This window comes from Paenibacillus sp. J31P190, assembly GCF_059692075.1.
The window spans coordinates 114,695-136,167 of record NZ_JCAUAS010000022.1 but is presented as its reverse complement, the minus strand read 5'-3'; the positions used below and the strand labels follow the sequence as shown (position 1 = coordinate 136,167).

At 43.0% G+C, this 21,473-nt stretch carries 15 protein-coding genes; 14 read left to right on the top strand and 1 reads right to left on the bottom strand.

Annotation, left to right across the window (positions count from 1 at the left end; genetic code table 11):
- Positions 1–180 precede the first annotated feature (180 nt).
- From AC58U0_RS29160 to AC58U0_RS29130, 7 genes are read left to right on the top strand one after another with little or no spacing between them, the layout of a single operon-like run.
- Positions 181–2,376, top strand: coding sequence for an NAD-dependent epimerase/dehydratase family protein (locus AC58U0_RS29160; protein WP_497382341.1), 2,196 nt, complete (start codon positions 181–183; stop codon positions 2,374–2,376).
- Positions 2,369–3,298 (top strand): hypothetical protein, encoded by a 930-nt coding sequence (locus AC58U0_RS29155; protein ID WP_497382340.1) that lies wholly within the window; start codon positions 2,369–2,371, stop codon positions 3,296–3,298. The genes AC58U0_RS29160 and AC58U0_RS29155 overlap by 8 nt, the downstream gene beginning before the upstream one ends.
- Positions 3,273–5,093, top strand: a complete 1,821-nt coding sequence (locus AC58U0_RS29150) for a DUF2194 domain-containing protein (RefSeq protein WP_497382339.1) — start codon at positions 3,273–3,275, stop codon at positions 5,091–5,093. The genes AC58U0_RS29155 and AC58U0_RS29150 overlap by 26 nt, the downstream gene beginning before the upstream one ends.
- 5 nt (positions 5,094–5,098) lie before the next feature.
- The gene (gene pelF, locus AC58U0_RS29145) at positions 5,099–6,532 is read left to right on the top strand and encodes a GT4 family glycosyltransferase PelF (RefSeq protein ID WP_497382338.1); all 1,434 of its coding nucleotides are present in this window, start codon (positions 5,099–5,101) and stop codon (positions 6,530–6,532) included.
- Positions 6,520–9,630 (top strand): exopolysaccharide Pel transporter PelG, encoded by a 3,111-nt coding sequence (gene pelG / locus AC58U0_RS29140; protein ID WP_497382337.1) that lies wholly within the window; start codon positions 6,520–6,522, stop codon positions 9,628–9,630. Before pelF ends, pelG begins: the two co-directional genes overlap by 13 nt.
- A 2-nt stretch (positions 9,631–9,632) precedes the next feature.
- The gene (locus AC58U0_RS29135) at positions 9,633–10,340 is read left to right on the top strand and encodes a polyphosphate polymerase domain-containing protein (protein ID WP_497382336.1); all 708 of its coding nucleotides are present in this window, start codon (positions 9,633–9,635) and stop codon (positions 10,338–10,340) included.
- A 27-nt stretch (positions 10,341–10,367) separates the two neighbouring features.
- A complete protein-coding gene (locus tag AC58U0_RS29130; protein WP_497382335.1) occupies positions 10,368–11,048 on the top strand; it encodes a DUF4956 domain-containing protein in 681 nt (226 codons plus the stop codon).
- 30 nt (positions 11,049–11,078) lie between these two features.
- On the opposite strand, the gene AC58U0_RS29125 is transcribed toward AC58U0_RS29130, so the two are convergent.
- Positions 11,079–12,062 carry a copper amine oxidase N-terminal domain-containing protein gene (locus tag AC58U0_RS29125; protein WP_497382334.1) on the bottom strand — a complete coding sequence of 328 codons (984 nt, stop codon included), beginning with the start codon at positions 12,060–12,062 and terminating at the stop codon, positions 11,079–11,081.
- Positions 12,063–12,289: 227 nt separating this feature from the next.
- On the opposite strand from AC58U0_RS29125, the gene AC58U0_RS29120 reads away from it, so the two are divergent.
- The 7 genes from AC58U0_RS29120 to AC58U0_RS29090 all read left to right on the top strand — a co-directional run bounded on the left by AC58U0_RS29120 (position 12,290) and on the right by AC58U0_RS29090 (position 21,124).
- Positions 12,290–14,314, top strand: a complete 2,025-nt coding sequence (locus AC58U0_RS29120) for an ABC transporter substrate-binding protein (RefSeq protein ID WP_497382333.1) — start codon at positions 12,290–12,292, stop codon at positions 14,312–14,314.
- Between the two features lie 473 nt (positions 14,315–14,787).
- Positions 14,788–15,792 (top strand): asparaginase, encoded by a 1,005-nt coding sequence (locus AC58U0_RS29115; RefSeq protein WP_497382332.1) that lies wholly within the window; start codon positions 14,788–14,790, stop codon positions 15,790–15,792.
- Between the two features lie 92 nt (positions 15,793–15,884).
- Positions 15,885–17,234 carry an ABC transporter substrate-binding protein gene (locus AC58U0_RS29110; RefSeq protein ID WP_497382331.1) on the top strand — a complete coding sequence of 450 codons (1,350 nt, stop codon included), beginning with the start codon at positions 15,885–15,887 and terminating at the stop codon, positions 17,232–17,234.
- Between the two features lie 79 nt (positions 17,235–17,313).
- Entirely contained in the window at positions 17,314–18,207 is an 894-nt protein-coding gene (locus tag AC58U0_RS29105) for a carbohydrate ABC transporter permease (RefSeq protein ID WP_497382330.1), read from the top strand.
- Entirely contained in the window at positions 18,207–19,046 is an 840-nt protein-coding gene (locus AC58U0_RS29100; RefSeq protein ID WP_057305252.1) for a carbohydrate ABC transporter permease, read from the top strand. The genes AC58U0_RS29105 and AC58U0_RS29100 overlap by 1 nt, the downstream gene beginning before the upstream one ends.
- A gap of 140 nt (positions 19,047–19,186) precedes the next feature.
- Positions 19,187–19,888, top strand: a complete 702-nt coding sequence (locus AC58U0_RS29095) for a copper homeostasis protein CutC (protein WP_497382329.1) — start codon at positions 19,187–19,189, stop codon at positions 19,886–19,888.
- Positions 19,889–19,957: 69 nt separating this feature from the next.
- On the top strand, positions 19,958–21,124 hold the full coding sequence (locus AC58U0_RS29090) for an ROK family protein (RefSeq protein WP_497382328.1): 1,167 nt from the start codon (positions 19,958–19,960) through the stop codon (positions 21,122–21,124).
- Positions 21,125–21,473: the final 349 nt, after the last annotated feature.

Here is a 21,473-nt window from a genome sequence, read left to right as displayed (position 1 = left end):
CAGCGTATGTCGAATTTTTTCAAAAAATAGGTCTTAAGGACTATAAAAAGGCTAAAATATGCAATATTTTGCTGTCAAATCGCGAAAAAATATGCTATAAGTACTATATTGATACTTTCCCATTGTACCGAAATTAAAATGAATGGAAAGCATAAATAATCTGTCCTGGAGGAACTCAGTATGAAGGTGTTAATTACAGGAGGATATGGCTTTATTGGATCTTTTGTCGCAGAACGCTTCTTTAAAGAAGGTTATGAAGTTTATATCATAGATAATTTGTCTACCGGCAATAAGCAAAATGTAGACTTTAAACATAAAGGCTATGTTTTGTCTGTGGAGGATCGGAAATGCGAGGAGATTTTTCGCAGTAACCGGTTTGATACTGTTGTTCATCTCGCTGCTCAAGTGAGTGTGAAGACATCGGTTGAAGACCCGAGACTGGATTCGAAGTCGAATGTCCTCGGTCTGTCCAACATGCTATCATTATCTCAGAAGTACAACGTTCATAAGTTTATTTTCGCTTCTTCTGCTGCCGTTTATGGTAACAATGATGAAATTCCTCTGACTGAATCCTCGGTCTGTAATCCCATTTCCCCTTATGGTATTAATAAATGGATTGGTGAAACGTATTGCAACAAGTGGAAGCAATTGTACGGTCTGGATACGCTTTGTTTCCGTTTTTCTAACGTATACGGGCCACGCCAAGGCAGTGTAGGTGAAGGTGGCGTTATATCCATATTTATGGAAAAAGTAATAAATGCAAAAGAACTCATCGTTTATGGAGATGGCGGGCAATCCAGGGACTTCATCTACGTGGAAGATGTGGCTGATGCTATATATCGTTCGTCATATTCCAGCTTGGATGGCGTCTATAATTTATCCGCAAATACGGAGAATTCGGTTAACGAATTAATTAGTGCTTTGCAAGGCCTGCATGGGTCGGTGGCCTTCGTACATTCTGAGCAGCGCGAAGGGGATATATACCGCTCTAAGCTGGACAACAGACGTATAGCGAACGATTTAGACTGGGTGCCCAAGAATTCGTTTCAAGAGGGGCTTGCGAAGACGTATGATTGGTTCGTTCAGAAGCATGCCTCGCAAGAGCAGACACGAGTCAAGGCAAAGAAACGAAGCGCTGTTCCTTCAAGACTAGGACAAGTCATTCGCACGTTGATGCCGTATGCAGAGAATGCGCTCGCCTTCGGATTTACGGCGTGGATGAGCCTGCTGCTCAAAGACAGCTTGTCTGAACTTATCGATATCAAGATTATTTATATTATTTTGTTCGGTATCCTTTACGGTAACAGACAATCTATGCTTGCTGTCGGGATGTCAACCGCGCTTTATATATTCAATGAACTAGATAAAGGTCGGGAAATGCTTACGCTATTTTATAATCCTGACTTTTTCTTTCATATCGCCGTCTACTTGTTTATTGGATTAGTTGTCGGATATACGGTGGAGCGTAAAAACACCATGCTTGAATCGAAAAAGAAAGAGCTTGAATCGCTGTCAGAGAAACATGAGTTTTTAACAGAGGTATTTAAGGAGACTCGTCAGGTCAAGGATGAGCTTCAGCAGCAAATTATGAACAACGGAGACAGCTTTGGCAAAATTTATTCCGTTGTTAAAGAGCTGGAAAGTCTGGAGCCGGAAAAAATCTTTACTTCAACGGTTAGCGTCGTGGAATCGGTCATGAAATCGCAGACAGTTACGATCTATACGGTGAATAAATACGGAAGCTACCTTCGTCTCTTAGCTAGGTCGAGCGGTACGCAATTTGATGCGAGCAAATCGATGAAGGTGGAGGATTTCCCGTATATCCAAAAGCTTCTACAGGAGAAGAAGCTTTTTGTTAACAAAGATTTAAAAGGGGACATCCCTCTCCTCGCCGCTCCTGTTTTCAACAATGGCAAAGTCGTTGCTGTCATTTCTGTCCATGCAATGAAGTTTGATTATTTTACGTTATATCACCAAAACCTCTTCAAGATTATAGTGGATTTAATCTCTTCCTCCCTTTCGCGAGCACTTTCCTATGTGGAAGCTACGGCGATTCAGCGGTATATGGATGGAACACCTGTATTGAAAGCGGAGGTTTTTGCCGATATATTAGCTAGTAAACAAGTTGCAAATGCTAAGCATGGCGTTGAGTTTATGCTTCTTACGCCAATCGAAACTTTTGAAGTTTCTGATGAAACACCGCAGAAGATTTCAAGATTCTTGCGGGAAACGGATTATTTGGGTATGAGTATGGACGGGAAGCTTCTTGTACTTCTTTCCAATTCCAGTCAGGAGGAAGCATCCTTCGTCTTAAACCGTTTTGAGCAAAATGGTATTTATATGCGCATGGTAGATGAGGAGTTCAGCTATGCTTGAGTGGATACTGCTTGTTTACATCGTATTGTGCACAGTATGGCTTGGCTTCCGGCATCGGCATGATAAGAACGAAGCCTGGGTTCGTATCGTACTTGCTGTCGGATTTCCCGTAGTCGGTTTTCTCCTGCCTGCTTTTCGCTCCAAGCGTTGGCATGAACGTAACGATGCGCGTCATCAGCAAGCGAGGAAGGCGTTGTTTGACGATATTCTTGTCGAAAACTATCGTCTCCCGGATGTGGTGAGCAAGTTGGAAACGGAAAAGGAAATGAATGTAGTCCCACTGGAGGAAGCGCTGCTAGTTAATGATATTTCCACGAGACGTCGGGTTATGATTGATTTATTGAAGCAGGATTCTATGGATTATTTGGAAGTTCTTCAAATGGCAGTCAGTAATGACGATACGGAAACATCGCATTATGCCGTTAGCGCGATTATGGAGATGAAACGCAAAATAACGCTAAACCTGCAAGAGCTGGCGGTTAAGTTCGAGGAGAATAAGGGGGACGTGCATATTCTGCGTTCTTACTCCGAAATATTAAAATCGTATATGCGCAGTGGTTTTCTAGATGAACGGACCCGAATTAAGTATAGCTACACCTACACGAACGTATTGAAATTGTTGATTGAACAAGCTCCGGATTTAGCGGAAGTCTATGTCGAAAAGATTAGAACCGATCTTGATTTGGAGGAGTATGCGGAAGCGGAACAGACCGCTTTACTGTATTTAAAGCAGTATCCGCTGCATGAGGATGCTTATCTCAATCTAATGAAAGTGTATTATACGATGCGTTCGATCGAGCAATTGAAGTCGACGTTGATACAATTAAGAAAATCTCCCATACGATTATCGAATCAGGCATTAACTATAGTGAGGTTTTGGTTGGAGGAGAAGACGGATGAACAAAGTCAAATTCAATCGTAACGTCTATATCATTCTGATCGGTATATTGCTGCTGGCTATCGCTGTCCAAATCTCCAATTCTAAATTTATACTTCAATTCAACCGTAACGGTACAGCGAACGACGGTTTGAAGGGGTTGAAATCAGCCGTTGCCCAGGTTCAGCCTTCTGGTAAGCCCTATTGCATTATATTCGATAGTACAGATGATTTCAGTGAGAAACAAAAGACCCAAACGGAGTACGTGCTAGGATACATGAAAAAGCCGGTAAAGATTCTCGATGTTCAAAGTGGAGCTTTCCAACCTTCGGGGTGTCAAGTCGTCATATCGACATTCGTTGATATGGGATTGCTTGGAAATCTTGATGAACTCGCTCAATATGTGGCACAAGGCGGATATGTATTCCAAGAGACGACTCCCGAAAAGGGAGATGCTTTTTATCGACTTTATCGCAAAATGGGGATTGTGAACGCAGGCGGGAACTATGATTCCCAGGGGGTTCATCTGACTTCCAATGTATTGATTGGTGAGGAAAATTTAATTATAAACGATCCATTTATCGTTAATTCGTTATTGTCGGTTGAGCTCGATAAGAAGAGCAAGGTTTTGGCGAAAACGGTAGAGGGCGCTCCCCTTCTATGGGAGTATCCATACGGTCAAGGCAAGTTCATGGTGTTTAACGGAACAATGCTGCAGGAAAAATTGAACCGTGGACTCATTGCAGGAGCACTAAGTATGCTGGAGCCTGTGTTTGTCTACCCGATTTTCAATTCGAAAATTGTCTATCTTGATGATTTTCCTATGCCGATCGCTTCGGTAATAGATCCTATCATTTATAATGAGTATCACAAAACGAGGCCTGCATTTATCAAAGATATTTGGTGGCCTGATATGCTCGCATTGGCGAAACAGAGTGATGTTAAATATACGGGAGTTCTGATAGAATCCTATCAGGATCGAGTCAAGCCTCCATTCGAGTCTCCGGCAGACAAAGATTCAAAGGGACTCATCTCATTTGGACGTGAGGTATTGAAGAGCGGCGGTGAGATCGGGCTGCATGGGTATAACCATCAATCGTTGACGGGAAGTCAAGAAGTAGCGGATGCGTTTGATTATAAGCTATGGAGCAGTACCGATGACATGGCGGCGGCTACCAAGGAAGCTGTGAATTTTGCTCGCGAAGCTTTTCCGAGCTACTCCATGGTCACGTATGTCCCGCCATCTAATGTGCTTAGTCTGGAAGGCAGAGAAGCGATTAAAAAGAGTTGGCCGACGCTTGCGGTCATTGCTTCTTTATATCCTGAGGACGGAAAAGAACTCGCTTATGTGCAGGAATACAGTATTGCGAAGGATGGCATCGTGGAGATGCCGAGGGTTACTTCCGGTTATACCGAAAGTAATTTCCAAAGGTGGTTAGTTGCAAATGCCATAACGACACATGGAATTTTTTCTCATTTCGTCCATCCCGATGACGCCTATTCAAAGGATCGTAGCGGAGGCTTGACTTGGGAGAAGATGTATAAAAATTTTTCTGAGATGCTCGAACGTATCCATCAAACCTATCCATGGCTGAGGGCGATGACGTCTGCAGAAGCTGCCTTCGATATGGAGCAAGAACTCGCGGGTCAAGTTACGTTAAGCATGGAAGGGAATGTACTGCGTGGCAAGATTGCGCCTTTCCACGACCGCGCCTTCTTTATCTTAAGGATGGAAAATAAAATAGGTAAGCTTCAAGGCTGTAAGGTAGAAAAAATAGACAACAACACGTATTTGATTACAGCGAATAATAATGAATTTGACATCGAATTGGGTGGATGAAGAATATGCGTATCTGTATTATCGCTGAGGGCTCCTATCCTTACGTTACAGGGGGAGTCTCGAGTTGGATTCATTCACTGATTACGAATATACCGGAGCATGAATTTGTGATATTCACCATCGGCGCATTCGAGAAGCAGCGAGGCCAATTTAAATATAAGCTACCGTCCAATGTCGTAGAGGTGAAAGAAATATTTCTAGATGCCTACATGCGGGAAACAGGAGAATGGGGTCATCGCTTCCGCTTAACTGCGAGTGAGCAGGAGTCCTTTCGTACCCTGCTTGGCGGCAGGGGTCACATGGACTGGGGTGGCATCTTCAACCTTCTGCGCACGAAGCAGTTTCGTGTAGCAGCTGATTTCCTCATGAGCAAGGATTATTTTGATTTATTGGTAGAGCTGTGTAAGGAGCGGTATCCCCAAATCCCATTTACAGAAATGTTCTGGACCGTGCGCTCGATGGTGCTTCCGTTGTTTTTATCCATTCGTCATGATATCCCGAAAGCCGATCTGTACCACAGTGTCTCTACGGGTTATGCGGGTGTGATAGGCGCGTTGGGTAAGCATCTTTACGATAAGCCCTATCTGTTGACCGAGCATGGGATTTACTCGCGCGAGCGCGAAGAGGAAATTATTAAGGCTGGTTGGGTAAAGGGTTATTTTAAAGATCTATGGATCGATTACTTTTACCGTCTGTCCGAGTGTTCTTATGAAAGCGCGAATGAGGTCATTACCTTATTCAACCGAAATCGTGAGATTGAAATTGAACTCGGCTGCAGCCCCGATAAAATTAAAATTATCCCTAACGGGGTTAATCTTGCAGACTATGAAGAAGTTGTACAGGAGAAACAATCGGACGATTCCATCGTGCGAATTGGCGCAATTGTGCGTGTCGTGCCGATCAAAGATATCAAGACCATGATTCAGAGCTTTGCGCTTGTAAAGCGGGAAGTACCGCATGCTGAGCTGTATATTATGGGTCCGTCCGAAGAGGATGAGGAATACCTGACAGAGTGTCAGCAGCTCGTAGAGACTCTGCAAGTGGAAGGTATTATTTTCACAGGCGAAGTGCGAATTAAGGAATACTTAGGTCGAATGGATATATTGGTACTTTCAAGTGTAAGTGAAGGAATGCCGCTCGCTATTCTGGAAGGAATGGCTAGCTCTAAGCCTTTTGTCGCTACGGACGTGGGCAGCTGCCGTGAACTGCTTCAAGGTATGGACGACGGCATTGGCCCGGGGGGATTGATTGTTCCGGTGATGCATTATGACCAGATGGCTACAGCCCTTATCAAGCTTTGCAAGAATAAAAAGCTAAGGGAAGATATGGGGAGAAATGGTCTGGAGCGGGCCGGTAAATATTATACAAGAAAGCAGTTTATTGAAAGCTATCAAAGCCTGTATGGATCATATAAGGAGGTGAATACATGGCGGGTATAGGATTCGAACTAAGGAGGCTGTTTGGTCAGCAAGGGCTTCTAAGCAGTTTCAGAGCGTATGCCTATTCATCGATGACGACAGTGGGACCTATGATTTTGTGCATGGGCACCATTGTTTTTATGCAGAGGTTCATGATCTCGGAAGGCTCCCCTTACTTGGAGCGCCAGCTTTTCCTCGCGACCGTCGTTTATTGCTTTATTTTCTCCGTTCTGATTACTGGAGGGTTATCCATGATCGTAACCCGCTATATTTCAGATATGATCTATTTAAAAAAATTCGAGCACTTGCTTTCCTCCTACTACGGAGCGATTGCAGCTGCATTGCCTGTAGGATCGCTAGTTGCATGGTTATTTCTCCGGAAAGTATCTGCCGGAATTGGTTACAAAGCCGCTGCCTATCTATTCTTTTCTGAATTGATTATCATCTGGGTGCAGTCGGTACATTTATCTGCGCTTAAGGATTACAAAAGAATCGTGCGTAACTTTTGTTTCGGTGTTGTCATTGCCATAGCTGGCTCCTGGCTGCTTCTGAGGTATACTCCTTATAAAAGTGCCACTGCAGTTCTTACGATGATGGATATCGGCTTTATGATTATCGTGCTCTTGACCTCCTACCATTTCGAACAAAAATTCCCACGGAAATCCAGCCGGGTGTATTTTGACTTTTTCGCTTATTTTCGTAAATATCCCTCCTTGTTCTTTATCGGCACATTTTTCTATTCCGGCGTGTATGTGCACAGCTTCGTCTATTGGTTCGGTTCTTATAACGAAATCATCGCAGGACGTTATGTGATTTCTCCATTCTACGATTTACCAGTCTTTTACGCGTATTTGACGGTAGTACCGACACTTGTTACTTTTGTAGTATCGGTAGAAACGACCTTTTATGATAAATTCCGCGGTTATTATGATAAAATTTTGAATGGAGGTACATTGCTCGAGATTACACGTGCCAAATGGGATATGCAGCGAACTTTGATGCAGGAGGTCAGCTTTATGATGGAGGTGCAGCTGTTGTTTACCGTCGTGTCCCTTGCTTTGGGCATTAAGCTGCTGCCCATGCTCGGTTTTTCAATGGCACAGATCTATACATTCAACATTCTCGTTCTGGGTTACTTCGTGTTCATCATGGCCTTTATTATTATGCTTATCATGCTGTATTTTGACGATCGAAGAGGTGTTCTTGCTGTAAGCAGCTTGTTTGTCGTACTGAATGCAGGATTCACATACTGGTCTATGAATGCCGAATATCATGGTTTTGGTATTTTCATTGCAGCCTTCGTCACATTGGTGTGTTCTTTAACCCGTCTCATCATGTATGTAAGAAATATCGATTACTATACATTTTGTGCACAACCTATTACGGTTCAAAAGAAGGTTCCTCTTTGGAGCCGCCTCAGGGGTAAATCCACAGCCGTTACGATGCTTTTGGTTATCGCTGCGGTCTTTCTAACCGCCTGTTCCGATGGCGAGACGAAGGAGTCAACATCGGCCGCGCAAGCCGCGCCTTCCGTCACAACTCCTATAGCTGCCACTGATAAATTGGTGGAAGATAAGCGACTTTACGAGCAAGATAACGATACATCGGTGGATACACTATACTTGACGATATTGCCGGACAAAAAAGGTGAAGCCAATCCGCTTACCTGGTATGCCATGAATAGGATCCAAAACCGCATGGATGAGGGCAATCTCAAAATCATTGTACAGGAAGGTGCACCGGACGGAAGCGGTCCTAAATCTGGCATGTTCGGATACGGGGCTGTAGAAAGCAATGGGAAAATCAGCTTGCGTGGGAATACGGCTCGATATGCAGCACAACGCTCCTATAAAATCCGCTTGGAGGATCAAGCCGGATTGTGGCATGATCAGCGGACGTTGAATCTGAATAAACACATTTATGATAGCGCCAGAATCCGCAATAAATTAAGCTTTGATATTTTTGAGACGCTTCCCAATTTTACAAGCCTTAGGACCCAATTCGTTCATCTTTACGTCAAGGATTTATCAGAAGGAAACGGGGCAGGAAAAACTTTTGAGGATAATGGTTTGTTTACCCATGTTGAACAGCCGAACGAAAAGTTTTTGAAAAGTCACTGGTTGGACCCGAACGGACAATTGTATAAAGCGGTAATGTTTGAATTTTTCCGCTATCCGAATGAACTCAAGTCGATGTCTGACCCTACGTACGATAAAGCGGCATTTGAGAAGCATTTGGAAATTGACGGATACGAGGATCATGATAAACTTCTGGCCATGCTAGATGATGTGAACAATTTGGCGATGCCTATTGACGAGGTGGTTGCCAAACATTTTGATCTGGACAATTACTTAACGTTCCTTGCATCAAATATCCTGATGGACAACATGGATACAGACGCTCAAAATTTTTATCTATACTCACCTTTGAATTCGAAAAAATGGTACTTCCTCCCTTGGGACTACGACGGTGGATGGGAGCTTCAACGCGGTTTGGGAACCATAGGTCCGAGTAATCAAGGGATTAGCAATTATTGGCAAAGCGTGATTGACAACCGGTTTTTCCGAAGTGAAAAGAATGTCCAATTGCTCAAAGATAAAATCGATGAGCTTTATGCATCGATCAACAATGATACTGTGGCTAAGCGCTTGCAAACTTATCGTGGAGTTATTGAGCCGTTCATGTCCAAGGCACCGGATATCAACTTCCTGCCGATTCAACTGAACAAGTTGGATGATGAGTATAAAAGGATTGCGGGAGTTCCGCTTCGTTCCCTTGAGCGTTTTAAAGAGGATGTGGAAAAGCCGAAGCCTTTTTACTTGGGAGATTTAACTCGTGAGAATGGTAAATATCGATTTGAATGGGACCCGTCCTTTGATTTGCAAGGGGACGATCTGACATACGATTGGACACTTGCAAAAGACCCCTCCTTTACACAGATTGTAGACCAACGACAAAAAATGAAGGAAACCAGCCTTGAGCTAGATAATCTGAAACCGGGAGAATATTACTGGAAGGTTATCGTTCATGATGGGAAAGGACATCAGCAAATCGCTTTTGATGTGTACGAGTCGGATGATAAACCATACTACGGTATCAAGGCCATAAAGGTGGAGTAAAGGTGGAATTTCTCGGGAAAAAACTGCGGCACGAGCTTAAATATTATATTCACCCATACGAATATGTCACGCTGCGGCAGCGACTTTCTGCGATGCTTCCGTTGGATGGAAATTCCGACGACAAGGATGGGTACGGCATCCGCAGCTTATATTTCGACGGGCCCCATAATCATTCGCTTTATGATAAGGTGAACGGCATCTTCGGCCGGCAAAAATTTCGTATTCGCATTTATAATGGCAGCGACCGGATGATTAAGCTGGAGAGAAAAAGCAAATACGGTGATTATGTGAGCAAAGAATCTGCTCAGCTGAGCAGAGAAGAATATGATCGGTTGCTAACTGGGGATTTTTCGTTTTTATTAGAGCATGACCATCCGCTACTTAAGGATTTCTACGCAGCTCTGCAAGGCGGGTACCAGCCGGCAGTTATTGTGGATTATGTGCGTGAGGCTTATGTATATGAGTTAGGTGATGTTCGAATCACATTTGATAAAATGTTATCGGCAGGCATTAATACAAATGATTTATTCGATCCGAATTTGGCCCTGACGGAAGCACTTGATTCAACCAAAACCATTATGGAGATTAAGTACAACGACTTTCTCCCGGAAGCGATTCGACTCATAGTCCGTCCGGATGCGCATAACCGTTCTAGTATTTCCAAGTACGTCATTTGCCGTGAGGTAGGCTATAGGCATTTTAGACCATAACAGTTCAAGGAGAAAGGGGGAGACATGATGGGAGATTCATTAAATTTTCAGGATGTCGTCAAAAAAAGTATTCTTCATTTTGAGGCCTTCCGTAATATTTCATACATCGATATATTGCTAGGACTTGCCGTTTCATTCGGAATCGGTATGTTCATTTATTATATTTATCGTAAAACGTTTCGCGGTGTCGTCTATAGTTATAATTATAACGTTACTTTTGTACTGATGAGTATGATTACGACGCTTATTATTATGACCATCAGTACGAACATTGTGTTATCGCTAGGCATGGTCGGAGCGCTCAGTATCGTACGGTTCCGAACGGCGGTGAAAGATCCGCTGGATATTGTCTACATGTTCTGGGCGATTTCGGTTGGTATTGCGACTGGGGCGAAGCTCTACCCGGTTTCACTGCTGGGCTCTGTCGCTGTGGGGGCAGCTCTTCTATTCCTGTCCAGGCGTAAAATAAGAGAACAGCCCTACCTATTGATTATTCGTCATACAGACGAATCCATAGGAGAGCTGCGTACAAGGTTAAGACAAATGAACTATCAGGTGAAATCGAAAACGGTCCGTAAAAACTTCACGGAATTGACGCTAGAGATGCGTCTGCGGGATGATAATACGGCTTTTGTGAATGAGCTGTCTAGAATTGAAGGGGTGCAGGATGTGTCTCTTATTAACTATACTGGAGACTATGCACAATAACTTTATATGGCCTCCGATTCGCATGTGTGTCTAGCTGATAATCTGGATGGTTCGAGTCGCATTCTCCCATATCACGGTCGCGCCAAGCGCTTCTCCAACGAAGCGAAGCGGTACGTACGTGCTTCCCTGATAGAGGACCGGAGGAGCATCAAGTTGAATCTTCTTGCCGTTTAGCAGTGCCTTCTCGCTATCCAGAGTCAGGCTGATGGTCCGACTTCCTTTTACTGCTGTTACCGTTTGAGTCTCTTGATTCCAGACTACCTTTGCATTCATAGCCTCGAAGATCGAACGAAGGGGAACGAATGTGCGATCGTTAATAATTTCTGGACGTTGTGGGAAAAAGCGCTCCTTGCCATCTATGATGAGGCGAGGGGCGTTTATTTTTTCACGGACGGCAAGAATGCCGAGGCTTGGTGACGTACAGAAAGCGTCTCCTGAAGGCGCAGCATTGCATACAAGCTGGTTGTCCGGAGCTTGCAGAAGCAGCTTGTAGCGCTCTTTCCCGTTATGATCAAGTGAATACCAACTGCCGTTGTTATCCTGAAAGTATATATGCTCGGCAGCATCATATTGAAGAGAACTTGGACGAATCTCATTGGTCTCAGGAAGTGAGTAGGTCCAGAGTTCTTTTTGATCTTCGAGCAGGGTCAGGCTGCGTTCGGCTGCTCTCAATTTTAGCGAGATTGGCGGTTTCGTGGCCTCTGGGAGCTTCGAGTTTTGCTTAACCGGCAGGCGTTCTCCGCTTGGAAGAACAGATTTCCAATGACCATCAGACTGGTAATAGGCCGTGCTGTCATTAGCGATGAATAGCTTTTGAGGAGAAGAGTCCTGCAATCTCCAAGCGACCTCAAATTGGTCCGCGCCATGAAGAGAGGCGTTAATAGGCTCCATGTTTGACGTAATTTGCGAACGGAATTGCAGCAATTCTATATCTGGATTATGGCTCTCTGCTGAGGAGTCAGCCCCTAGCAGGAAAATGATAGGTAGGGAAGCAATAAAGGGAATCCACCGCATGTTCTCATCCTCTTCGAAGTAAAATTGAAACGGTGGCAAAAGTTGTTACACCGGGTTTCTACTTCTAATATAGCAAGAATCCTAGCTGATTTAAATCAATAAGTGAAATGAACAAAGGCCAATCGATCGGAAGGTAGGGAAATATGTCGAAATTTCCAAAGGCTTTATGATAATATAAATGGATAGTTTTTACAAAATTCAGGTATCATCGGGAGGGGTTTTAAATTTTGACCGGAAAAAAATTAATACAATATTGTGTGATCTCATTATCTCTTTTATTCGGACTGCAGTCTGGTCTTCCAACTTCGTATGCAGCAGATCAATCTGATTTTAGGAGTCATGCTATCATTCTTTTAGTTGGAAGTCATCATACGCTCGTGAAAAAAGAAATGAAACAAATGGTGGGAGTCCCGAAAATTGTTAATGAAACGACACTAATACCCATACGTTTTGTTTCCGAGCAATTCGGGGCGAAAGTTAGCTGGAATGAGCAAGATCAGCGCATTGAGCTTCAAAATGAAAACAGCAAGGTTCTCATTCAAATCGGTAGTACGGACATGCTTGTTAGTGGAAAGACCGTCACACTAAATGTTGCTCCGCAGATCATCGGTGAGAGCACCTACATTCCTTTGCGGGCAGTTTCGGAGGCGCTTGGCAAACGCGTTGATTATGAAAATGGGCTTATTCTATTAAGTGATAATCCCAATGACACCTTTGCAAGTGTGGATGAGGACGTTAAGGATCTGTTGGTTAATCAACTTTCTCCACAGAAGATCATGATCAATTTTACAGCAGAGCCACAGTTGTTGGACAGTTCCAAGGCCACGGCTAACGCTTCTTTTACGCCTATTAATCTGTTTAACGAAGGGCTCTACAGAATAAATGAGGCAGGTCAGCCTACACCTGCTCTAGCCCAAGCTCAGCCTCTTATTTCTAAAGATGGATTAACGTACACGATTCAACTTCGAAACGGTCTGGAGTGGTCTGATGGCGCCCCATTAACTGCACAAGACTTTGTCTACTCGATCCAAAGAACGAAAAATCCTCTAACGAAAGCACAGTATTCATTTATGGCTGACTGGATCGACCGGATTGAAGCTCCTGATAAACATACACTTATCATCAAACTATTAGAGCCTAGACCGCAAATGACGCAATTACTCGCTTTCGCTATCTTTTTTCCTCAGCGTCAAGACGTGGTGGAATCCCAAGGAGATCAATACGGGAAAGAAGCCGGCACCGTGGTAGGTGCAGGTCCTTTCATTCTCAAGAAATGGGAACACGGAAAGGGACTCACTTTTGAGCGAAATTCGCGCTATTGGGATGCCGAGAACATCCAACTGGATGAAGTGAATATCCATCTATTTAACAATGTATTCGAAGGGGCAAGTCAATTTATCAAAGGGACAACAGATGTAACCGAAATTAACCGGGATATAGCTGACATAGCTCCTAAAAAGCAAATGGTCATTAAACATGAGTTAACGAATTCTTACATTATGTTTCAAGAAAAGAAAGTTCCTGCTTTTGCAAATGTCAATATTCGCAAGGCGCTTGCCCTTGCTATTGATAGAGAAGGCCTGATAAGTGAGATCATGACGAACGGCTCTCTCGAAGCGACTGGCTTAGTACCGGTGGGTACATCGGACGGCAATAGGGGTGAGTTTCGAGAAACGGCAGGAGATGCCTTACCTCCTTATAGTCCTGATGATGCGAAAGAGCTGCTAGCGAAAGGGTTGGAAGAGCTAGGACTGGAATCACTGCCCCCTTTCACCTTAATTTCTGATGATACATCTACTGCCAGACGTACAAATGCTTATATTGTAAGCAACTGGAAAAAAAGTTTAGGAATCCAAGTAAGTTCTCTGCCGATTGCGCATGCAGAACGTGTCAGTAAACAAGGTGAACATGATTATGAAGCGGCAATAGCACTTTGGGGTGCGGATTATAATGATCCTATGACCTTCTTGGATATGTATAAAACCGATGGGACTTTTAACGAAGTGGATTATTCAAACAAGGCGTATGATGAACTTCTTCTCGCTGCCAATAAAGAAGTAGATGGGGAAAAACGGGCCCGAATTCTTGTAGAAGCAGAAAAGCAGTTGCTAGACGATATGCCTGTAGCGCCTTTGTATTTTAGAAGTCGTATCTATTTAAAAAATGAACAGGTCAAAGGGATGTTTTTACCATCCTTTAGTTATGAATGGGAGATTCGTTGGGCATCTAAACCGTTCTCGCCAACTAATTAATTAAAAAGCCTTCCATCAAGCATTTAGCTTGATGGAAGGCTTTTGCTTATTGTTCAGCAGACATTTTGGAGGGGCTCTCGTTACCATCGATATATTGAATCAAGGTATGAATTTTTTGCAGCCAGATATACTCGGCTTTATTCAGCTAGTCTAGGGATTCGGAGTCAACTAAACTAACATGAGACAATTTAAAATTGTCTCTCAATCTGTAAAAATCCACTACGAAAGCGCTGCCTGTTAGTATACTTAACAAAAAAACAAAAAATGTTTGACAACGGATAGGGTGAGTTGTTAATATTCAATTATTAACATCAGTGGAATAAATAAAAGATAAGTTCTTTGTTATTAGTCATTTTTATCTGGTATTATTATCATTTCATTGTTTTATTTCGAAAATTAATAACATCTGTGGAATAATTAGCCTCATAACAGCATAAGACCACGAAATTAAACGCAAAAGAGGGGAAGACGAAATGGATAAAACATTAGTTGAAGAGTATCGTGGAGGTGCTTTGGAATGCGTGCATAGCGGGCATATTTGCGGAGTCTCAATCTCAGGTGCTGTTAAGTACGCAGTAGGGGATGTAGAGTCATTAACCTATTTAAGGTCATCCGGGAAACCATTTCAAGCTATTCCTGTCATTCGGCATGGTGCAGACAGAAAGTTTGGACTTTCTGATAAAGAAACGGCTATTATGATCGGGTCCCATCGTGCGGAGACCTTCCATGTTGAAGCGTTGGAATCCATGCTAACCAAAATTGGAGTGGGAGAGGAAGCGCTTGTCTGTCACCCCACTTACCCCTTAAGTGTGCCTGCTTCAGAAGCGATGCTTAGAGCACACAAACCTAAACGCTCGATTTATCATAATTGTTCCGGAAAGCATCTTGGCATCCTTGCTTTGTGCAAAACAATGGGATATCCAACCGAAGGCTACTTCGAACCTGATCATCCTGCTCAAATCGAGATCGTAGATACGCTCGCTTACTTATCTGAATGTCCTAGAGAACAAATCCACATAGGTACAGACGGTTGCGGTTTTCCGGTGTTCGCTATTCCTCTTAAGCATTTAGCGACTGCGTTCATGAAGCTGGCCTGTCCAGAAGTGATTGAAGATCTTGAAATTCGATCCGCCGTCATCCGAATAACCGCTCTCATGAACGAGCATTATGAGATGATTGCTGGTTCAGAAAGAATCTGTTCCAGTTTACTTATGGATCCCAATATTGTCGCTAAGGGCGGAGCGAAAGGCGTTTACTGCTTTGGATTGAAAAAAGAAAAGCTAGGTTTCGCGCTTAAAGTGATGGATGGTTCTGAGGACGAGTGGCCTATCATTACGGCATCCATCCTTGAGCAGATTGGATATAGTAACCAAGAGACGATCGATCGTATGTATCAACTCACACCAACTGACATTACGAACGATAATCGTAAGGTTATCGGAACGAACAAAGCAGTGTTTACTTTAGAAATTGTGTAGAAGCGCCCAGGCTTAGTTACTAAATTATGTTGAGGAAACGATCTTCAGCAAGATTTTATAACATAGATCAAATTACAGGAGGGGTTATAAAAATGAAGAAAAAAGCTACGATTCTAGCCTTATGTACCAGTCTAGTACTTACTTTTGCTTTAGCTGGCTGCTCAACGAATGGCGGTCAGAATGAAGCGGCAAAAGCTACTGGAGCCGCAGGAGCCAAAGAAGCCACAGGCAAGAAAGCGAAAATCTCGTATCTCGATCCGCTTCCAAGCCCGGAAAGAACAGCGCTTATGCAGGGGCTTTTGAAGCAATTTCAAGAGAAAAACCCGAATATCGAAGTTGAATATACGTCTGTTCCTTGGGATGATGCGAATAAGAAATGGATGACCATGGGTGCAGCTGGCATTCTTCCTGACGTATTGAGTATTGATGATACTTCCTTAGTAGCTATGGCTTCTGCTGGTTATATCGAGAACTTGCAACCCTTTTATGACAAATGGGATCAATTAAATAACTTGACGGAAGCAACCAAACAAGCGAGAAATAAGTTCAAAGGGAATGTCTATGCGATTCCAGATGGATTCTTGCTGCAGGGCTTATTTATAAGAAGCGATTGGTTTAAAGAACTGAATATGCCCGAGACCATCGCGACATGGGATGATTACTTTAATCTAGCGCAAAAATTCACAGACTCTGCGAAAAACAGATACGGTATTTCCTTCAGAGGAGGAGCCAATGGCGTTATTCGCGCAATGGAATATGTGATGGCGGCGGTTCACTCCGATAGTTGGTTTGATAAGGACGGCAAATCGATTTTATATAAACCTGAAGCTCAAGCGGCATTTAAGAAATTTTATGATGTTTACTTAAACGGAAATGCTCCTAAAGAGTCTGTCAACTGGGGCTTCAACGAAATGGTTCAAGGATTCTTAAACGGTCAAACGGCTATTTTAAATCAAACGCCTGAAGTTATTATTACCGCTCAGAAAAATATGAAAGAAGGCACATGGAATGTAGTTCCGATGCCTAAAGCTGATGACGGAAAACGTTACATTTTCTGGGGTTACACAGCGGCTTACGCCATGTCTTCCAAATCACAAAATAAAGAGGCTTCTTGGAAGTTGATCGAATTCTTAAGTTCTCCTGAGAACAACCTAGCGTACAGCATTAAAAATTCAACGATTCCTATTTACAAAGAAAACTTGAAAGATCCGTTCTTCAGCAAAGGTCCTATTGCTGGGTATGCAGGTTCCATGGCGGATTCCAACATTGTGTTTGCAGGCCCTCCGAGCCATTTAACGAAGCTTGGTCAATTCACGGGAACGTTCGCAGTGGAAGAAACGCAAAAGTATTTGACAAAAGCGCAATCGCTCGAGGATACTGTTAAGCATCTTGCAGATTTTCTAACCAAAGAACAACAAGCTTATATGAAGGAAAATCCATAAAAAGAAGGCAGATAACCGGGGACACGAATGAATCCCCGGTTATCTATTCTAAAGTATTGAAAAGGCGGGGAGAGCAAGTATGCTAAAAGCAATTCGATGGAAATCATTCGAGCCTTATTTATTAATCACTCCTGCTGTTCTAATTATTCTAGCTTTTTTTGCTTATCCATTACTATCAGGACTTAAGCTTGCTTTTATGCATTATGTTTTATTTGAACCGGGGGATATCCACTTTTCAGGTTTTGAAAATTTTAGATCTTTACTGGCAGATAAGAATCTCCCTCAAATATTAGGTAATTCTGTACTTTGGGTCATCTTAACGGTAGGTTTGCAATTCGTTCTTGGATTTATTTTGGCACTGGCGCTTAACAAACAATTTAAAGGGAAAAACATCTACCAATCTATTGTTTTTCTGCCATGGGCCGTGTCTGCTTTTTTAATCGGAATGATTTTTAAATGGTTGTTTAATGAACAGAACGGGCTTATTAATTACTTATTGGTGAAACTCGGAATTCTGGAAAAAGGCATCCCCTTTTTGGCTATTCCACATGTCTCTATTTTCCCAGTCATCGCGGCTATGGTTTGGTATGGAGTGCCTTTTTTCGGGATTATGATTCTTGCTGCTCTGCAAAACGTACCTAAAGACATCTATGAATCTGCTGATATTGACGGGGCAGGCCGAATGACCAAACTGTTTCGAGTTACGATTCCTTATATCAAACCGACGATTATTATTACCTTGCTGCTCCGAGTGATTTGGGTATTCAATTCAGCTGATTTGATTTACATCATGACCAATGGGGGCCCAGCTAATACTTCTCATAACTTGCCTTCCTATATATTTAATAAAATCTTCTATACGACCGACTATGGGCAAGCCTCCGCATTGGGAATTATGATGCTAGCAATACTTATTCTTTATACGTTAATTTTCTTGAAAACGACTAAATATGATGATGCAGGTGATTTCTAATGGTCTCCTATGTTCGGAATGTAACCCCTACAGTTTCTCGAGTCATTGCGTTAACATTGTTCCTAATCGGTGCATTGTTTCCATTTTATTGGATGCTAGTCACTTCTCTAAAGGATAGACAGGAAATTTATAGCGGGAAGCTAACGCTTTGGCCCAAAAATTTAACGTTTGCGAACTATATAGATACTTTTCAGAATTCTAGCTTTCCGCATTATTTTATGAACAGTTTTATAGTAAGTATGAGTAGTTCAATCCTAGTGTTGATTGTATCCATTCTTGGTGGCTATAGTATGGCCAGATATTCATTTCGAGGCAAGAAGCTATTTCTTATTTCCTTTTTGGCTACTCAAATGATTCCTGTGATGGTCATTTTAGTTCCACTCTTCATTACATTCAGTCATTTGCACTTGTTAAATAAGCTGCCTTCGTTGATCATTACTTATACGGCCATGAACATTCCTTTTTGTTTACTGACGATGTCCAGTTTCTTTCAGAGAATTCCCGTATCTCTCGAGGAAGCGGCTCTAATTGACGGGTGTAACAAGTTTCAGACGATGATCAAAATTATTCTGCCCATTATGCGGCCGGGAATTGTTGCTACCCTTGTATTCGCATTTACAGGCGCATGGAATGATTTGTTTTTCGGAGTTATGTTTACGAATAGCGAAAGCACCAAAACAGTCCCTGTAGGACTAAGCAGTTTTGTGCAAAAATTTGATATTAACTGGGGACAAATGAGCGCAGCAGGTATTTTATCCTTGATTCCGGTTGTAATTATGTTCGCTTTTGCCCAAAAATACATTGTTTCAGGTCTAACAGAGGGTGCTGTCAAAGGATAATGACATCAATTGGTGAAGCGGAGAGACTTTGAGCTACGCTCAAAGATCCCAAAGCGGAGAGACTTTGAGCTACGCTCGAAGATCCCAAAGCGGAGAGACTTTGAGCTACGCTCAAAGATCCCTATATTAGGAGGAGAATCATGCTGCTGGAAGTTATTGCAACTACGGTAAGGGATGCATTACTGGCCGAACAGAGCGGTGCGGATCGTATCGAACTCATAACTGGGATTCTAGAGGGCGGGTTAACGCCTAGCTACGGCTTAATTGATGAGGTTGTGCACAGCACGAACATCCCTGTTCAAGTGATGATCCGCCCGCATAGCCAATCTTTTTGCTATGACCAGAGAGATCTGGGCGTGATGATGAAAGATATACAGACAGTGAAACGGATTGGCGCTCATGGCATTGTAGTTGGGGCGCTTACCAAAGACCGTAGGATTGATCACGAGGTGCTGCGCCGATTGTTAGATGAGGCGGAGGGGTTATCTGTGACTTTTCATCGTGCATTTGACGAAGTAAGCAATTTGGAGAAGGCTCTAGAGGAACTACTATCTTATAGCCAAATTGATCGGGTGCTCACTTCTGGAGGAAAGCCAAACGTGCTTGATGCACAAGAAGAAATCAAGCAGCTTGTTAAGAAAGCGGAGCATTCTCGCCTGCAAATTTTAGCCGGAAGCGGCTTAACCGTAAGTTCAATTCCCTCCTTCCTTCAATCGACAGGTGTGAAAGAGATTCATTTTGGTAGAGGGGTACGAGTGGATAATCATCCGATAAATGAGATCGATACGGAAAAAATTAAAGATATAAAAAATATGGGTAGGGATCATGTTGCTAATGGTTGACTGCGGTGTGTAGGATGGTTAACATTAGATTTATTAACATGGGTGGAATAAGAAGAGGAATCCAAGTAAATGAAAAAAATTGAGAAGCATGACCAAGATGTGATCAGACTGCACAATAAGCAGATGATTTTGGAAATCATTAAAAAGAGTCGGCCCATCTCTCGAGCGGAAATCACCAAAATCACCAAGTTAAGTCCTACATCTGTAGGGCGTATCGTAGGTGAGTTATGTGAACAAGGATTGGTGAGGGAAACCGCGTTAACCTCGGTAGGCGTTGGACGTAAGGCGATTATGTTAGATATCGATCCCCAGGCGGTTTATACAATTGGTGTCGACATCGGCAAAAAGGCGATTAAGTTCGGAGTCATGGAGTTCAGCGGTGAACTTCTCCATGAGGAGCGAGTTGATCATATTGCTTTGCAAACAACCCCCGCAGCTACGGCGGCCATCATCTCCGATACGATTAACTTGATGATTGCGCATAAAAATCTAGACAAGTCGAAAATCATTGGCATCGGCATTGGCGTGCCCGGTGTGATCGACCATGAACGGGGAATCGTCCAGTATTCATCGACATTGGGTTGGAGAAATATCCCTTTCGCTCAGTTTATCCAGGACAAGCTGCATATTCTTACGGTCATTGACAATGACTTGAAAGTGAAAATCCTTGCTGAGTATTTACTAGGGTCCGCCCGCGGATCGAGAAAGACAGCATTGATTGAGTTGGGCACCGGCGTAGGCTCCTCTTTAATCATTGATGGCGACATTTTTCGCGGAGGTTCAAACAGTGCCGGGGAGTTAGGACATACCACGCTGGATCCGAATGGCAACATGTGCGAATGTGGCAAAAGAGGATGTCTGCAAACGTATATCGACGAGTCGGCTATTTTGCATGAAGCAAACCGAATCAAGGAGACCGCCGATATCCAGCAGCTGTTCGCTGCGGCACAGAACGAAGAGAACTGGGCTCAAGATATTATTTCCAGAACTTCGCTTTACATTGGCATAACCATTAATAATATCGTCTGCATGTACAATCCCGATGCCGTCATTTTGTGTGGTGATTTGGTGGAAAACTACAGTGAGATTGTGCCTTTAATCGAAGAACAGTGTGGGCAGGTGGTATGGGAACCTTTCCGTGACACGTTTAAAATCCTGACTTCCGAGTTGAAGAGCAAATCGATCGTTGTAGGCGCAGCCATGTTAGTCATGAATAACTACGTTGATAAATCTTGATGAAATAAAAGCGTTACGAACGTTTGAGGCGGCAGCCCCACGTCCGTAACGCTTTTTTAAAATTTATTAGATCATGATTCGTTATGCCTCATAGAGTCATCCAGCTTCCGTGAGGGCGAATGGGCTATAGTGGTTACCAATGTTGTATTTCATACAACAATTTGCGCGCCCAAAGGCTATTTCGTAACTTGAAGTTGCAGTTTGTACAACATTTTGATCCCATATGTTGAGAAATGGCCTATATAGAGCAAAATTGTTGTACATGATGCAACAACAGAGGAAGAAAGTCGATATTTAGGCAGCAATTGTTGCACTTTCTGCAACATTATTCACCTGCGAATATTTATTC

Excerpts from the sequence above, each read along its gene's own strand:
- AC58U0_RS29110 (WP_497382331.1), top strand. The coding sequence starts at position 15,885 with ATGAAGAAAAAAGCTACGATTCTAGCCTTATGTACCAGTCTAGTACTT.
- pelF (WP_497382338.1), top strand. The coding sequence starts at position 5,099 with ATGCGTATCTGTATTATCGCTGAGGGCTCCTATCCTTACGTTACAGGG.
- AC58U0_RS29105 (WP_497382330.1), top strand. The coding sequence starts at position 17,314 with ATGCTAAAAGCAATTCGATGGAAATCATTCGAGCCTTATTTATTAATC.
- AC58U0_RS29125 (WP_497382334.1), bottom strand. The coding sequence starts at position 12,062 with ATGCGGTGGATTCCCTTTATTGCTTCCCTACCTATCATTTTCCTGCTA.
- AC58U0_RS29100 (WP_057305252.1), top strand. The coding sequence starts at position 18,207 with ATGGTCTCCTATGTTCGGAATGTAACCCCTACAGTTTCTCGAGTCATT.
- pelG (WP_497382337.1), top strand. The coding sequence starts at position 6,520 with ATGGCGGGTATAGGATTCGAACTAAGGAGGCTGTTTGGTCAGCAAGGG.
- AC58U0_RS29090 (WP_497382328.1), top strand. The coding sequence starts at position 19,958 with ATGAAAAAAATTGAGAAGCATGACCAAGATGTGATCAGACTGCACAAT.
- AC58U0_RS29115 (WP_497382332.1), top strand. The coding sequence starts at position 14,788 with ATGGATAAAACATTAGTTGAAGAGTATCGTGGAGGTGCTTTGGAATGC.
- AC58U0_RS29130 (WP_497382335.1), top strand. The coding sequence starts at position 10,368 with ATGGGAGATTCATTAAATTTTCAGGATGTCGTCAAAAAAAGTATTCTT.
- AC58U0_RS29160 (WP_497382341.1), top strand. The coding sequence starts at position 181 with ATGAAGGTGTTAATTACAGGAGGATATGGCTTTATTGGATCTTTTGTC.
- AC58U0_RS29095 (WP_497382329.1), top strand. The coding sequence starts at position 19,187 with ATGCTGCTGGAAGTTATTGCAACTACGGTAAGGGATGCATTACTGGCC.
- AC58U0_RS29155 (WP_497382340.1), top strand. The coding sequence starts at position 2,369 with ATGCTTGAGTGGATACTGCTTGTTTACATCGTATTGTGCACAGTATGG.
- AC58U0_RS29150 (WP_497382339.1), top strand. The coding sequence starts at position 3,273 with ATGAACAAAGTCAAATTCAATCGTAACGTCTATATCATTCTGATCGGT.